Raw genomic sequence first — 15576 nt, forward strand, 5'->3', positions numbered from 1 at the left:
GATGGAGCGAAGCGCAATCCGGGACAGTGCCGCCGCGGAGGGACCCCGGATTACGCTTCGCTCCATCCGGGCTACGATCCCTAACAAGCTCACACCGGCAAGAACCGCTTCAACACGGGCATGAAGAAGATCCCGAGATTGATCGCAAAGCCGATGCTGAAGAGGATCGAGCGCAGCGTCGGGCGGTTGCCGAGATAGGTCAGCACATAGGCGATCCGCACGATCAGGAACAGCACCGCGAGCTCGTCGACCAGGCGCTGCGGCGAATCCCGGAATTCGGCGAGCAGGACCGCGAAGGCGAAGAACGGAAAGGTCTCGATGCCGTTCTGGTGGGCGCCGAGCGCGCGCTGCGCCAGCGCATCCTCGAAGAAGGCGGGGTCGCGCGGCCGGGAATTGTCGAACGTGCGAAACCTGATCCATTTGATCGGGACGATCGTAGATAGATAAAGCAGCAGCGCTCCGAATACGCACCATTCCGCGAGCGTCATCTTTCCTCTCCCGCCTGGGTGCGACCCTAGCGAAACCGGCCTCATCTTGACAAGTTCGGGGCAACGCGCGACCCAACGAGGCATGACGACCATGGCCCCCCTCAAAACAGTGAAGCCGACCGTTCAGCCCGGCCGGGTCGGCGTGCTTCTGGTCAATCTCGGCACGCCCGATACGGCCGATGCGCCCGGCGTGCGGGTCTATCTCAAGGAGTTCCTCTCGGACGCCCGGGTCATCGAGGACCAGGGCCTGATCTGGAAAGTGGTGCTGAACGGCATCATCCTGCGCACCCGGCCCCGCACCAAGGCGCGCGACTATCTGAAGATCTGGAACACCACCCAGAACGAGTCGCCGCTGAAGACCATCACGCGGTCGCAAGCCGACAAGCTCGCCGCCGCGCTGTCGGACCGCGACCACGTCGTGGTGGACTGGGCGATGCGCTACGGCAATCCCTCGATCAAGTCGGGCATCGAGGCGCTGATCGCGAAGGGCTGCGACCGCATCCTCGCGGTGCCGCTTTATCCGCAATATTCCGCCCCGACCTCGGCGACCGTCTGCGACGAAGTGTTCCGCGTGCTCTCCCGCCTGCGCAACCAGCCGACGCTGCGGGTGACGCCGCCTTATTACGAGGACGAAGCCTATATCGAGGCGCTCGCCGTCTCGATCGAGACGCATCTGGCGACGCTGTCCTTCAAGCCGGAGCTGATCGTCGCGTCCTTCCACGGCATGCCGAAATCCTATGTCGACAAGGGCGATCCCTACCAGGACCAATGCGTCGCCACGACGCAGGCACTGCGCCGCCGGCTCGGCATGGACGAGACGAAATTGCTGCTGACCTTCCAGTCGCGCTTCGGCAATGACGAATGGCTTCAGCCCTACACCGACAAGACCATGGAGCGACTCGCGAAAGAAGGCGTGCGCCGCATCGCGGTGGTGACGCCGGGCTTCTCGGCCGATTGCCTGGAGACGCTGGAGGAGATCGCGCAGGAGAACGCCGAGATCTTCAAGCACAATGGCGGTGAGCAATTTTCCGCGATCCCCTGCCTCAACGACAGCGAGCCTGGCATGGACGTGATCCGCACCCTGGTGCTGCGCGAGCTTCAGGGCTGGATCTGACGAGCCTGAGCGAGCTTCCGGCGCTTGGAATGATCGCGACCCTGCCGCCCTTGGCACGATATCGAACGGGGTCACCGAATGAAGTCGGCCGTAGTGAACCGCGTGGCCGGATTCGTTAACGTTTCCTGCTAGGTCTGCACCCGGACTGTTTCAAGAGCCTTTCACAAATACATATCCCGACCATTCCCCCCTGCCGCGTCTTGTGCAGAATCGCGCCGATACCGACGTGAATTGCGACCGCTGAACCGGTAGGGTTGCGATCCCGACCAATGACAGCGCGGGAAAGGGCTTTTTCTGGCTTCTTTCCCACCTTGGAGGAAATATGAGCGGTTTCGACATTTTCGCGATTGTCCTCGTTTTGCTCGTCATCGTCACGCTGGTCGCCGGTGTGAAGACGGTGCCGCAAGGCTATGACTGGACCATCGAGCGGTTCGGCAAATACACCCAGACGCTGAGCCCCGGGCTCAATCTGATCGTGCCCTATTTCGATCGCGTCGGGCGCAAGATCAACATGATGGAGCAGGTGATCGACATTCCCGAGCAGGAGGTCATCACCAAGGACAACGCCACGGTGACCGTGGACGGCGTCGCCTTCTTCCAGGTGTTCGACGCCGCGAAGGCGAGCTACGAGGTCTCCAACCTGACACAGGCCATCACCGTCCTGACCATGACCAACATTCGCTCGGTGATGGGCGCGATGGATCTCGACCAGGTGCTGTCGCATCGCGACGAGATCAACGAGCGCCTCTTGCGCGTCGTCGATGCCGCGGTCTCGCCCTGGGGCCTGAAGGTCAACCGCATCGAGATCAAGGACATCGTGCCGCCCGCCGACCTCGTCGAAGCCATGGGCCGGCAGATGAAGGCCGAACGCGTCAAGCGCGCCGACATCCTGGCCGCCGAAGGCCAACGCCAGTCCGAGATCCTGCGCGCCGAGGGCGCCAAGCAGGGCCAGATCCTCCAGGCCGAAGGCCGCAAGGAAGCCGCGTTCCGCGACGCCGAAGCGCGCGAGCGGTCCGCCGAGGCCGAGGCCAAGGCAACGCAGATGGTCAGCGACGCGATCTCCAAGGGCGACGTCGCCGCGCTCAACTATTTCATCGCCGACAAATACATCAAGGCGTTCGGACAGCTGGCGGAGTCGCCGAACCAGAAGGTCATCATGCTTCCGGTCGAGGCGATGAGCATGCTGGGTTCGCTCGCCGGCATTGGCGAGATCGCGAAGGCGACGTTCGGCGAAAGTGCGGCATCCGCCGCAGCGGCCGCGCGTCGCGGCGGCTCGGTGCCGACCACCGGCAGCACGCCGCCGGCAGTGCCGCCACGGCAGGGGTAAAGCGCATGACCGACAAGGTCATGCGTCAATTCAAAGAGGTCGTGTCATGACCGACATGTTCGTATCGCTCGGCACCTGGAACTGGCTGATCTTCGGCTTCGTCCTGATGGCGCTGGAGGTGCTGGCGCCCGGCGTATTCTTGTTCTGGCTCGGGCTCGCCGCATTGCTCGTCGGCCTGATCTCGTTCGCGGTGGCGATATCCTGGCAAGTCCAGCTCGTGATGTTCGCGATCTTCGCTGCCGCCGCCGTGCCGGTGTGGCGCCGCCTTGCGCGGCCGAATGTGGATGCGAGTGCCAGCCCCTTCCTCAACAAGCGCGCGGATGCGCTGCTCGGCCGCGAGTTCACACTGGAAAAGCCGATCATCGACGGCAACGGCACCATGCGCATCGGCGACACCGTCTGGCGCGTGGCGGGTCCGGATACGCCGGCCGGGACGCGGGTGAAGGTCGTGCAGGTGGACGGTGCGAATCTGACGGTGGCGGCGGCGTGAGGATTCTTGCCCTCTCCCCTTGCGGGAGAGGGTGGCTCGCTGCGCAAGCAGCGAGACGGGTGAGGGGTCTCTCTCCTCAACACTGCCAGGAGTTTGAGGAGGCATACCCCTCATCCGGCGCTTCGCGCCACCTTCTCCCGCAAGGGGAGAAGGAAGTGCGTCGCCGCTGGTTCGCTCACTTCTTCCACCTCTCCGCAAGCCGGTGCAGCGGCATGAACGTCTCGCACAGTTCCCGTCCCGGCGCCGTCAGGCCATAGCCGCCACCTTCACCGAGCTCCACGAAGCCTGCCTCGCGCAGATCGTCCAGCCGTGCCTGCAGCACCGTCGGCGAAGCCTCGTCGCAGGCGGTGCGCAATGCGCGGGAGGTGAGGGGGGCGTCGCGCAGTTCCCAGAGAATCCGCAGGGCCCAGCGTCGGCCGAGCAGGTCGAGCAGCGCCATGATCGGCCGCCCGGTGCGCGAGCCGCGGACGCTGCGTGTGTTGGAGCCGGCCTGTTTTGCCATCATCGCCTCTTGCGCATCGCTACGGATAGTGTAGCGTCATGCTACGATAATTGTAGCAACGGAAGCCGCCGATGTCCCAGGCCTCACCGCGCATGGCGCCGCTCACCCCGCCTTATCCCCCGGAGATCCAGCAACAATTCGACCGCATCATGCGCGGCGCGCCGCCGCTGCTGCTGTTCCGGGTGATGGCGGGCCACGCCCGCGCCTGGGACAAGTTCCGCGCCGGCGGGCTTCTTGATCCGGGTCCACTCTCCCTGCGCCAGCGCGAGATCGTCATCGACCGGACCTGTGCGCTGAACAAATGCGAATATGAATGGGGCGTGCATGTCGCGGTCTTTGCCGGACCGGCGAAGCTTTCCGAGGCGGAGGTCCGCGCCACCGTAGAAGGCGATGCGACGTCAGCCTGCTGGTCGCCGGCCGAGCAGGCGCTGATCGCAGCCGTCGACGCGCTGCACACCAGCGCGACGTTCACCGACACGGAGTTCGCCGCGCTCTCGGCGCATTGCGACGAGCCGCAAATTCTGGAGATCATGCTGCTCTGCGGCTTCTATCGCACGGTGTCGTATCTGGCGAACGGGCTGCGACTGCCGCTGGAGGAAAATGCGGCGCGGTTTCCGGCACCGCTCTAACCGCCCGTCATTGCGAGGAGCGAAGCGACGAAGCAATCCAGAGTGCTTCCGCGCAGGGATTCTGGATTGCTTCGCTTCGCTCGCAATGACGGAGGAGAGAGCTGCGGTTCACACGGAGAGCGCGCCTTACGCCACGCCCGCCCGCAGCAGATCGTGCAGATGCACGATGCCGACCACCTTGTTCGCCTCGGTCACGACAAGCGTGGTGATCTTCCGCGTGTTCAGCACCTCGATCATCTCGGTCGCCATCATCGAGGGTGGAACGGTCTTCGGCTGCTTCGTCATGACGTCGTCGACCGACACCGCGAGCAAGTCCGGCCGCTGCATGTGACGGCGCAAATCGCCATCGGTGATGATGCCTGCGACGCCGCCGGCGTCATCGACGATGCAGACGCAACCAAGTCCCTTCGCCGACATCTCCATGACCGCGTCCGACATCTTGGTGCCGAGCGGTTTGAGCGGGATCTCCGCGCCGGTGCGCATGTAGTCGCGGACGAATTTCAGCATCGCGCCCAGCTTGCCGCCGGGGTGGAAATGCGCGAACTCCAGCGCGGTGAAGCCGCGGCCTTCGAGCAGCGCGATCGCGATGGCGTCGCCGATCGCGACCTGCATCATCGTCGATGTCGTCGGCGCCAGATTGTGCGGGCAGGCCTCGCGTGCCTTCGGCAGCTCGAGCACGATGTCGGCAGCCTGGCCCAGCGAGGACGCTGCGTTCGATGTCACCGCGATCATCGGGATCGCAAAGCGCGCCGAATAATTCACGAGGGTCTTCATCTCCGGCTGCTCGCCGGACCAGGACAGCGCCATGATGACGTCGTCAGTCGTGATCATGCCGAGGTCGCCATGGGCGGCTTCGGCGGTGTGGACGAAGAAAGCGGGTGTGCCGGTCGAGGCCAGCGTCGCCGCGATCTTGCGTGCCATGTGGCCCGATTTGCCGAGCCCGGTGACGATGACGCGGCCCTTGGCGTTGCGGATCAGATCGACCGCCGTGGCGAAGGTCGCGCCCAGCGGGCCGCGCAGCGCGGCGGCGAGCGCGTTGATGCCGCCGCTCTCCGTCTCCAGCGTGCGGAGCGCGGATTCGACGCTGTCAGGGGTGGGGCTGGATGATGGGGTCATCAGCGGTTTCGAACTCGGCATGGTCAGGTCCAAGAAAGGGTAGGGCGGAAGAGGGGCGCTCGCCCGTCGGGGTGCCTGCTTAGCACGCCCCGGCGGACGAGGCGACGAGAGCGCCTCCGGTCCTCAACGGGTCATTAACCATAATTGTTTTAACTCCATTAACGATGGTTCCCGCCAGTCGGCGGGGGCAATCGCGAAAGTGTTTGATTTCGTTGGAGTTATTCCATCGTGGGGTCGTCTCCAGGCACGGGCCGGAGCAAACGCGCGCATTTCCTGCGCGCGGCTTTGCCATGTCTTGTCCCGTGCCTTGTCCCGTTCCTTGCGCTGACGGCCCTCGGAAGCGCCCCGGCGGCCGCCCAAAGCCTCACCCCCGACCTGTTCAATCCCAGCCGTGGTGGCTTTGCCTCGCCTGACACGCTGCCGACGCGTCGCACGGCGGGCGTGCCGCTGGCGCCCCCGGATGCACTGCCGGCGCTGCCAGATCCCAACGCCGATCCGCGCCGGCGTCAGCCGGCGCCGGCAACCTCCCGCACCGGCCAAACCCCCGCCAATCAGGTCCCGACCTACGGCCTGCCGGCCGCCAATGGCGCCAGCGCCTCCGGCTACGATTCGCTGAACCGCAAGCGGCAGCAGCCAAAGCTCTATCCAGGCCAGCCCAAGCCGAAGCGCCCGGTCGGCCCCGGCTCGCCGGTGCCGCCGGCAACGCCGGTGACGACGCTCGGCCCGCCGCGCATCGCGCCGCCGCCGTCGGAGACCGCGCACAAGACGCCGGTCGCCCCGGCGATGGCCGGCAACGTGCCGGGCCAGCCGCTGCGCCGCCGCCTCAAGGCCGATGACGATGCGTTCGGCGCGGTCGGCGATTATGCCGGCAGCTTTCTGATCAAGGGCGGGCTCGAGCTCTCCACCGGCTACGACACCAACCCGGCGCGCCTGAACAAGCCGGTTGGCTCGCCGGTCTATGTCGTCGCGCCCGACCTGCTCGTGCAGTCCGACTGGGAGCGCCACGCGCTGGTCGCCGATCTGCGCGGCTCGTTCTCGGGCTACACCAACAACATGCCAGCGACGATCGACGGTTTTGCCTCGCCCTCGCCGGTCGAGATCAACCGCCCTGATTTCACCGGCCATGTCGACGGCCGCCTCGACGTCGACCGCGATCTCAAGCTGACCTCGCAGCTGCGTCTGCGGCTTGCCACCGACAATCCCGGCAGCCCGAACGTGCAGGCCGGCCTGCAGAAATATCCTGTCTACGCCACCTACGGCACCACGGTCGGCTTCGACCAGACCTTCAACCGATTCCAGGTCGCCGCCGGCGCCACCATCGATCGCACTGCCTACACGGATTCAAAACTCACCGACGGCTCGACCTTCACGAACGCTGATCGCGACTTCAACCAGTATGGCGGCGTCGGCCGCTTCTCCTACGAGCTGAAGCCCGGGCTGAAGCCGTTCGTCGAGATCCAGGGCGACACCCGAATCCACGACCAGGCCGCCGACCGCAACGGTTATTTCCGCGATTCCAACGGCGGCTACGCCAAGGTCGGTTCGTCCTTCGAGTTCTCGCGCATACTCACCGGCGAGGTCTCGGTCGGCTATTCCGCGCGCAGCTATACCGACCCGCGCCTCAGCCAGCTCTCGGGCTTCCTCACCGCGGGCTCGCTGATCTGGAACGCGAGCGGCCTCACCACGGTGAAGCTTGCCACAGATACGCAGATCGCCGAGACCACCGTGCCCGGCTCGTCCGGCGTGCTGGTGCACACCTACGGCGTCGAGGTCGATCACGACTTCCGCCGCTGGCTCACCGCCGTCGGCAAGTTCACCTACGGCACCTACGACTACCAGAACCAGGGCCGCAACGACAAAACCTACTCGCTCGAAGGCAATCTGATCTACAAGCTCAACCGCAACATCTGGATCAAGGGCACGCTGCGGCATGACATCCTGGATTCGAACCAGGCGGGGTCAAGTTCGCAGGGGACTGTGGTGATGTTGGGGGTGAGGCTGCAGAATTAGTGCGGTTGGCGAGCTGGTGTGTTTGGCTGCATGTAGTTGAAACAGCACTTTAGAGGCGTGTTTATGTAAAGGCCGTATCCTAAGGTTGAATGTGCTTGATCCCATAGCTAGTTTCGTGGGATTCTGATTCCGCGGGCCTCAATATTAAAGCGCGCATCCACTTTGCATCGGGGCTGCATTTTTGGCTGACGAACCCAGAGACATTGCGGACGCTTTCAATCGTCTATTTGACTTGGATTTGGACTGGGAGCGACGTCTAGGACAAGGTGATGAGTTCTTGATCAAGCGGTCTGATCAAGCACAACTCCACGAATTGTGCGCGTACTTGTTCAGACATCTGAAGGCAACTGAGATCCAGAACGCAATATGGGTACTTACTCAAAATAAGAGCGCACTTCACATTCCGCTACTTGACGCGTCCTTTATGGAGAGCGTTGGCATTACAGAAGAGGATTCGAAGGGGATACAAGAACAGATCGCCACTCAATTTAATCCTGGCCTGTTCTATATCCGTGAGCAAAAGAAGACTGAAATTTTGCGGCGCGATCAGGCGAGGGAATTTCGGTCGCCCGACAAAGAGTTGTTTCGTGAGCTAGCGTCTCGTGAAGAATACCAAGAAATTATGCGCTTATTCTATGATGTGGAAAGAAGGCAACTACTAGAAGCGGGTTTGAACCAAGGCTCAGTTGCGATCATTATACAAAGAGTGAAAGATTTTGAGACGCAAATCATCCAAAACCTTCAGACCCGCTCGTCGGTTCTGACGGGCAAATATGTCAGGGCGATTGATGCGCTCCAGACCTTTGTAAAAAAAGTCAGTAGTGGCAGTCGTACGCAAAGCACTGCGTTGGCGCAGCGAGTCAGGTTGCCAAGTGGGAAGACTATCGCCAAATCGCGAGACAAGATAATCGGCCTTGCCACGTTGTGGGGCGACGCTGTCCCGCTCCTCACGTCTAAAGATTGGGGCATCGCGAGCGTTATTTCGGCTACCGCGGGAGCGACGATAGCGTCAATTCTGCCTTCAGGCAAAAGTCATGAATAGAGTACTCAGATAGCTGGCGAACCCGCCAACTGCCGGCTTCATTGGCTGTTGACCAGCGAGGCGACGGACAATCTACCGCGGCAGATCCGTCTTCCCCATCAAAAACGTATCGATCGACCGCGCGCACAGCCGGCCCTCGCGGATCGCCCACACCACCAGCGACTGCCCACGGCGCATGTCGCCTGCCGTGAACACGTTCGGGCGCGAGGTCTGGTAGTCCAGCGTGTTGGCCTTGACGTTGCCGCGCGGGTCGAGTTCGACCGAGAGCAGCTTCAAGAGACCCTCGTGCACGGGGTGCACGAAACCCATCGCGAGCAGGACGAGTTCGGCGTCGAGATCGAACTCGGTGCCGGCGATCGGCTTGAACTTGTCGTCGACGCGGACGCAGTGCAGCTTCTTGACCTGGCCGTTCTCGCCGGAAAACTTCTGGGTCAGCACGGCGAATTCGCGGATCGCGCCTTCGGCCTGGCTCGAGGACGTCCGCATCTTCAGCGGCCAGTTGGGCCAGGTCAGGCCCTTGTTCTCGTGCTCGGGGGGAGCCGGCATGATCTCGAGCTGGGTCACGGAGAGCGCGCCCTGGCGCAGCGAGGTGCCGATGCAGTCGCTTCCGGTGTCGCCGCCGCCGATGACGACGACGTGCTTGCCGCCGGCCAAAATTTCGGTGATGCCGCCCAGCGGCTCCTCGGAGACGCGGCGGTTCTGCTGCGGCAGGAAGTCCATGGCGTAGTGGATGCCGGCGAGGTCGCGGCCGGGGATCGGCAGGTCGCGCGGGGCCTCGGCGCCGCCGGTCAGCGCCACGGCGTCGTATTCGTTGAGCATCTCGCGCGGATCGACATTGCCGTCCGCGCCGACGTGGCTGTTGTAGTGGAAGGTGACGCCTTCGCCTTCCATCTGGGTGATGCGGCGGTCGATGACACCCTTCTCCATCTTGAAGTCGGGGATGCCGTAACGCAGCAGGCCGCCGGCCTTGGCGTACTTCTCGAACACATGCACGTCGTGGCCGGCGCGCGCGAGCTGCTGCGCGCAGGCCATGCCGGCCGGGCCCGCGCCGATCACCGCGACCTTCTTGCCGGTCTTGACGGAGGCGACCTCCGGCTTCAGCCAGCCATTGTCCCAGGCGCGATCGACGATCGCGCATTCGATGGTCTTGATGGTGACCGGGTTGTCGTCGATGTTGAGCGTGCATGATGCTTCGCACGGCGCCGGACAGATGCGGCCGGTGAACTCAGGGAAATTGTTGGTCGAGTGCAGGTTGCGCGCGGCCTCTTCCCAATTGCCCTGATAGACGAGGTCGTTGAAATCGGGGATCTGGTTGTTGACCGGGCAGCCGGGCGTGCCCGGCGAGACCGAGCCGGTGCCGTGGCAATAGGGAATGCCGCAATTCATGCAGCGCGCGGCCTGGTCGCGCGTTTCCTTCTCGGTCAAGGGAACGACGAACTCGTTGTAATGCTTTACGCGCTCGGCGACCGGGGTGTACTTGCGGTCGTGCCGTTCGATTTCCAGAAAACCCGTGATCTTGCCCATTAAACCCGAAGTCCCTGCCGCTTAAATTCGTTTTCTCTCTAGCTAGACCCTCATCCTGAGGAGCGCGGAACGCGCGTCTCGAAGGATGAAGGCCCGGCTGGTGGTCTCATGGTTCGAGACGGCGCTTCGCGCCTCCTCACCATGAGGCTCTTTTATTTACGCCCCGATCGCGATTTTCGGCTCGGCGTCCGCGTTGGCGGCCATTTCGCGCAGCGCGCGCCGGTACTCGACCGGCATCACCTTGCGGAATTTGGGCAGCCAGTCCTTCCAGTTGGCAAGGATGTCGGCGGCGCGCTTGGAGCCGGTGGCTTTCGCGTGGCGTGTGATCAGGACGTGGAGGCGCTCCACGTCGGAGTCGAGCAGGTCCTTGAACACGTCGACCCGACCATGCGCCTCGAGGTCACCGGAGTGATGATAGGTGCCGGCGTTGATCAGCTCTTCCGACAGCACCGGCTCGAGCTCGACCATCGCCATGTTGCACAGCTTGTCGAAGTCGCCGGCCTCATCGAGCACGTAGGCAATGCCGCCCGACATGCCGGCCGCGAAATTGCGCCCGGTCTTGCCGAGCACGACCACGATGCCGCCGGTCATGTATTCGCAGCAATGATCGCCCGCGCCCTCGACCACCGCGACGGCGCCCGAATTGCGCACGGCAAAACGTTCGCCGGCGATGCCGCGGAAGTAGCACTCGCCCTGGATGGCGCCGTACATCACGGTGTTGCCGACGATGATGCTCTCTTCCGGCACGATCGCGGAGTTCTTCGGCGGCTTGACGATGATCTTGCCGCCCGAGAGGCCCTTGCCGACATAGTCGTTGCCTTCGCCTTCGAGCTCGAAGGTGACGCCATTGGCGAGCCACGCGCCGAAGGCCTGGCCCGCGGTGCCCTTCAGGCTGACCTGGATGGTGTCCTGCGGCAGACCGGCATGGCCGTAGATCTTGGCGACCGCGCCCGACAGCATCGCGCCGGCGGAGCGGTTGGTGCTGTTGATCGTGGCTTCGATCTTCACCGGCGCGCCGCGGTCGAGCGCAGGCTGCGCCTTCTCGATCAGCGTGCGATCGAGCACCGCCTCCAGATGATGGTTCTGGCGCTCGGAATGATAGATCTTCTGGCCCTTCTCTTCCTTCTGCTTGACGAACAGCTTGGAGAAGTCGAGGCCCTTGGCCTTCCAGTGCGCAACCAACTTGGTCTGGTCGAGCAGCTGCACCTGGCCGATCATCTCGTTGAAGGTGCGGAAGCCGAGCGAGGCCATGATCTCGCGGACTTCCTCCGCGACGAAGAAGAAGTAGTTGATCACGTGCTCGGGCTGGCCGGTGAAGCGCTTGCGCAGGACCGGATCCTGTGTGGCGACGCCGACCGGGCAGGTGTTCAGATGGCACTTGCGCATCATGATGCAGCCGGCCGCAATCAAGGGAGCGGTGGCGAAGCCGAACTCGTCGGCCCCGAGCAGCGCACCGATCACGACGTCACGCCCGGTGCGGAAGCCGCCGTCGACCTGGACCACGATGCGGCTGCGCAGCCGCTCGCGCACCAGCGTCTGGTGGGTTTCGGCAAGGCCGATCTCCCACGGCGAGCCGGCGTGCTTGATCGAGGTCAGGGGCGAAGCGCCGGTGCCGCCCTCGAAGCCCGCGATGGTGACATGGTCGGCCCGCGCCTTGGCGACGCCAGCGGCGACCGTGCCGACGCCGATTTCGGAGACGAGCTTGACCGAGACGTCGCCCGCCGGGTTGACGTTCTTGAGGTCGTAGATGAGCTGCGCCAGATCCTCGATCGAGTAGATGTCGTGGTGCGGCGGCGGCGAGATCAGGCCGACACCCGGGGTCGAGTGACGCACCTTGGCGATGGTCGCGTCGACCTTGTGGCCGGGCAGCTGGCCGCCTTCGCCGGGCTTGGCACCCTGCGCCATCTTGATCTGCATCATGTCGGAGTTGACGAGATACTCCGTGGTGACGCCGAAGCGGCCCGAGGCGACCTGCTTGATCGCCGAGCGCATGCTGTCGCCGTTCGGCAGCGGCTTGAAGCGGTCGGCTTCCTCGCCGCCTTCGCCGGTGTTCGACTTGCCGCCGATCCGGTTCATGGCGATCGCGAGCGTGGTGTGCGCCTCGCGCGAGATCGAGCCGAAGCTCATCGCGCCGGTGGCGAAACGCTTGACGATGTCCTTGGCCGGCTCGACCTGGTCGAGCGGCACGGGCTTGCGCTTCTCTTCGTCCGCGCTCTTGATCCGGAACAGGCCGCGCAGCGTCAGAAGCCGCTCCGACTGCTCGTTGAGGATCTTCGCGAAGGCGCGATAGCGCTCCAGCGAATTGCCGCGGGCGGCATGTTGCAGCAGCCCGACCGACTCGGCGGTCCAGGCGTGGTCCTCGCCGCGGCTGCGATAGGCATATTCGCCGCCGACGTCGAGCGAGGTCTTGTAGACCAGCGCCTCGCCGAACGCGTCGGCATGGCGGCGCACCGCTTCTTCCGCGATCTCGGCAAGGCCGACGCCTTCGACGCGGGTATGCGTGCCGGCGAAGAACTTTCCGACGAAATCCGCCTTGAGGCCGACCGCGTCGAAGATCTGCGCGCCGCAATAGGACTGGTAGGTCGAGATGCCCATCTTGGACATCACCTTGAGCAGGCCCTTGCCGATCGACTTGATGTAGCGCTTGACGATCTCGTAGTCGTCGAGCGAGCCGGGCAGGCGGTCCTTCATCGCGATGATGGTCTCGAACGCGAGGTAGGGATTGATCGCTTCGGCGCCATAGCCGGCAAGGCAGGCGAAGTGATGCACTTCGCGCGGCTCGCCGGATTCGACGACGAGGCCGACCGAGGTGCGCAGGCCGGTGCGGATCAGATGATGATGCACTGAGGCGCAAGCCAGCAGCGACGGGATCGGCACGCGGTCGGTGCCGACCATGCGGTCGGACAGAATGATGATGTTGACGCCCTCGCGCACGGCGCTTTCAGCACGCGCGCAGAGCTCGTCGAGCACCTGGTCCATGCCGGCCGCACCGAGGCCGGCGTGGAAGGTCGTGTCCAGCGTGCGCGACCTGAAATGGGTGTCGGCCACGTCGGAGATCGAGCGGATCTTTTCGAGGTCCGCGTCGGTCAGGATCGGCTGGCGCGCTTCGAGGCGCTTGGTGGTGGCAAGGCCCTGCAGGTCGAACAGGTTCGGCCGCGGCCCGATGATCGAGACGAGGCTCATCACCAGCTCCTCGCGGATTGGATCGATCGGCGGGTTGGTGACCTGCGCGAAGTTCTGCTTGAAGTAGGTGAACAGCGGCTTGGCCTTGTCCGACAGCGCCGAGATCGGCGTGTCGTTGCCCATCGAGCCCGCGGCTTCCTCGCCCGTGGCCGCCATCGGCGTCATCAGGATGGTGACGTCCTCCTGGCTGTAGCCGAACGCCTGCTGGCGATCGAGCAGCGACAGGTTCGAGCGCACGCCCGTCGTCGGCACCTTCGGCAGCTCTTCCAGCACGATCTGGGTCCGCTCCAGCCACTCCTTGTAAGGATGGCTCTTGGCGAGCTCGGCCTTGATCTCGTCGTCGGGAATGAGGCGGCCCTGTTCGAGGTCGACCAGCAGCATCTTGCCGGGCTGCAAGCGCCACTTGGTGATGATCTGGTCCTCGGGGATCGTCAGCACGCCCATCTCGGACGCCATCACGATGCGGTCGTCCTTGGTCACGAGATAGCGCGCCGGCCGCAAGCCGTTGCGGTCGAGCGTGGCGCCGATCTGGCGGCCGTCGGTGAACGCGATCGCGGCGGGGCCGTCCCACGGCTCCATCAGTGCGGCATGGTATTCGTAAAAGGCGCGGCGCTTCTCGTCCATCAGGGGATTGCCGGCCCACGCCTCCGGAATCATCATCATCACTGCATGGGGAAGGGAATATCCGCCCTGCACCAGGAATTCGAGCGCGTTGTCGAAGCAGGCGGTGTCCGACTGTCCCTCATAGGAGATCGGCCAGAGCCGGTTGATGTCCTTGCCGTAGAGCTCGGAGCTGACCGAGGCCTGGCGCGCCGCCATCCAGTTGACGTTGCCGCGCAGCGTGTTGATCTCGCCGTTATGCGCGATCATGCGGTAGGGATGCGCCAGCGACCATGCCGGGAAGGTGTTGGTCGAGAAGCGCTGATGCACCAGCGCCAGCGCGCTCTCGAAGTCCGCCTCATGCAGATCGGGATAGTACTTGCCGAGCTGGTCGGCGAGGAACATGCCCTTGTAGATCACGGTGCGGCAGGACATCGAGCAGGGGTAATAGCCCGCGAGCCCGCGGTCGCGGCGCTGATAGATCGCCTGCGAGATCGACTTGCGCAGGATGTAGAGCCGGCGCTCGAAATCGTCCTCGGTCTTGGCGGTGCCGTTGCGGCCGATGAACACCTGCATGCAGGCGGGCTCGGTCGGCTTCACGGTGACGCCGAGCGAGGAATTGTCGGTCGGCACGTCGCGCCAGCCGAGCAGGGTCAGGCCCTCTTCCTTGATCTGGTCGGCGATGATGCTCTTGATGACGTTGCGCCAGGCGGTGTCGCGCGGCATGAACAGCGCGCCGATGGCGTATTCACCGGGCGCCGGCAATGCGAAGCCGTTTTCCTTGGCCTTGCGGCTGAAGAAGGCGTGCGGGATCTGCACCAGAATGCCGGCGCCGTCACCGGCGCGCGGGTCGGCGCCGACGGCGCCGCGATGCTCGAGATTGCAGAGGATGCTGAGCGCGTCCGAGACGATCTCGTGCGACTTCTTGCCCTTGATGTTGGCGATGAAGCCGACGCCGCAGGAATCCTTTTCCAGGCTCGGATCGTACAGGCCTTCGGCTGGCGGACGCGAATTGTGTTCCTGAATCGGATCGGTCGTTTTCGAGGCGACCGTCGCCGACAGTTCTTCTGCCACGATGTTTGCGCGCTCGAATTGCGACCCGTTCATGGTTCCTGTCCTCTCCATGCGGCAAGCTGCCTCACCGCTATCTTCGGCGCACCTTGGGCGTTCCGCGGCACCCGCCTCTGGGTCACCGCTCGTCCGCTGCGAGCCGCATTTTCTTAAAGTCAGGCTAGGCGTTCTACGTCCCCGAGAACGGCTTTGCCTGTTGCCTCCTTGGTGCTCGAAAACACCAAGTTGCGCTGCAATCCCCGTGCCGAAATCGCAGGCAAAATTGAGACAGTCTTCCTGTCCTAACAATCACCTTGCCAAATTTTTGTCTATCACACAAGCGCGCGAAAGTCCCGATTCCCGATCTGTCAATCAATCGCTTTCCGAAAGTTGCGCGGCCCCGGTTTTGAAGCAAACGCGCCCTGATCCGGCCCTTCGGACGCCGAAATCCCCAATGAAGCTTCGGATCGCCCCTTCGGAACGTGCGCCACGCCAAGAGAA

At 63.9% G+C, this 15576-nt stretch carries 11 protein-coding genes; 6 read left to right on the plus strand and 5 right to left on the minus strand.

The window, feature by feature from the left end; translation table 11 throughout:
- Positions 1-89: 89 nt before the first annotated feature.
- Positions 90-488: an MAPEG family protein gene (locus PMI42_RS24355; RefSeq protein ID WP_008139009.1), complete on the minus strand. Its 399-nt coding sequence runs from the start codon at positions 486-488 to the stop codon at positions 90-92.
- Positions 489-570: 82 nt separating this feature from the next.
- Between PMI42_RS24355 and hemH the strand changes: the two genes are divergently transcribed.
- The 3 genes from hemH to PMI42_RS24370 all read left to right on the plus strand — a co-directional run bounded on the left by hemH (position 571) and on the right by PMI42_RS24370 (position 3419).
- Positions 571-1602 carry a ferrochelatase gene (gene hemH / locus PMI42_RS24360; RefSeq protein ID WP_081502943.1) on the plus strand — a complete coding sequence of 344 codons (1032 nt, stop codon included), beginning with the start codon at positions 571-573 and terminating at the stop codon, positions 1600-1602.
- 322 nt (positions 1603-1924) lie between these two features.
- Complete coding sequence (locus PMI42_RS24365; RefSeq protein WP_008139013.1) at positions 1925-2929, plus strand: SPFH domain-containing protein; 1005 nt, start codon at positions 1925-1927, stop codon at positions 2927-2929.
- Between the two features lie 46 nt (positions 2930-2975).
- Positions 2976-3419, plus strand: coding sequence for an NfeD family protein (locus PMI42_RS24370; protein WP_008139015.1), 444 nt, complete (start codon positions 2976-2978; stop codon positions 3417-3419).
- A 175-nt stretch (positions 3420-3594) separates the two neighbouring features.
- Here PMI42_RS24370 and PMI42_RS24375 read toward each other — a convergent pair whose 3' ends face one another.
- On the minus strand, positions 3595-3921 hold the full coding sequence (locus PMI42_RS24375; RefSeq protein WP_008139017.1) for a winged helix-turn-helix transcriptional regulator: 327 nt from the start codon (positions 3919-3921) through the stop codon (positions 3595-3597).
- A 71-nt stretch (positions 3922-3992) separates the two neighbouring features.
- Here PMI42_RS24375 and PMI42_RS24380 point away from each other — a divergent pair, with 71 nt between their 5' ends.
- Positions 3993-4550 carry a carboxymuconolactone decarboxylase family protein gene (locus PMI42_RS24380; protein ID WP_008139019.1) on the plus strand — a complete coding sequence of 186 codons (558 nt, stop codon included), beginning with the start codon at positions 3993-3995 and terminating at the stop codon, positions 4548-4550.
- A 126-nt stretch (positions 4551-4676) separates the two neighbouring features.
- Here PMI42_RS24380 and PMI42_RS24385 read toward each other — a convergent pair whose 3' ends face one another.
- On the minus strand, positions 4677-5687 hold the full coding sequence (locus PMI42_RS24385) for a KpsF/GutQ family sugar-phosphate isomerase (RefSeq protein ID WP_008139021.1): 1011 nt from the start codon (positions 5685-5687) through the stop codon (positions 4677-4679).
- Positions 5688-5894: 207 nt separating this feature from the next.
- Here PMI42_RS24385 and PMI42_RS24390 point away from each other — a divergent pair, with 207 nt between their 5' ends.
- The gene (locus PMI42_RS24390) at positions 5895-7676 is read left to right on the plus strand and encodes an outer membrane beta-barrel protein (protein WP_008139022.1); all 1782 of its coding nucleotides are present in this window, start codon (positions 5895-5897) and stop codon (positions 7674-7676) included.
- A 181-nt stretch (positions 7677-7857) separates the two neighbouring features.
- Positions 7858-8718 carry a hypothetical protein gene (locus PMI42_RS24395; protein WP_035966490.1) on the plus strand — a complete coding sequence of 287 codons (861 nt, stop codon included), beginning with the start codon at positions 7858-7860 and terminating at the stop codon, positions 8716-8718.
- Between the two features lie 72 nt (positions 8719-8790).
- Here PMI42_RS24395 and PMI42_RS24400 read toward each other — a convergent pair whose 3' ends face one another.
- Positions 8791-10242, minus strand: coding sequence for a glutamate synthase subunit beta (locus tag PMI42_RS24400; protein ID WP_008139023.1), 1452 nt, complete (start codon positions 10240-10242; stop codon positions 8791-8793).
- A 156-nt stretch (positions 10243-10398) separates the two neighbouring features.
- Positions 10399-15132, minus strand: coding sequence for a glutamate synthase large subunit (gene gltB / locus PMI42_RS24405; RefSeq protein ID WP_008139026.1), 4734 nt, complete (start codon positions 15130-15132; stop codon positions 10399-10401).
- Positions 15133-15576: the final 444 nt, after the last annotated feature.

This window comes from Bradyrhizobium sp. YR681 (genome assembly GCF_000282615.1).
Classification (GTDB): domain Bacteria; phylum Pseudomonadota; class Alphaproteobacteria; order Rhizobiales; family Xanthobacteraceae; genus Bradyrhizobium.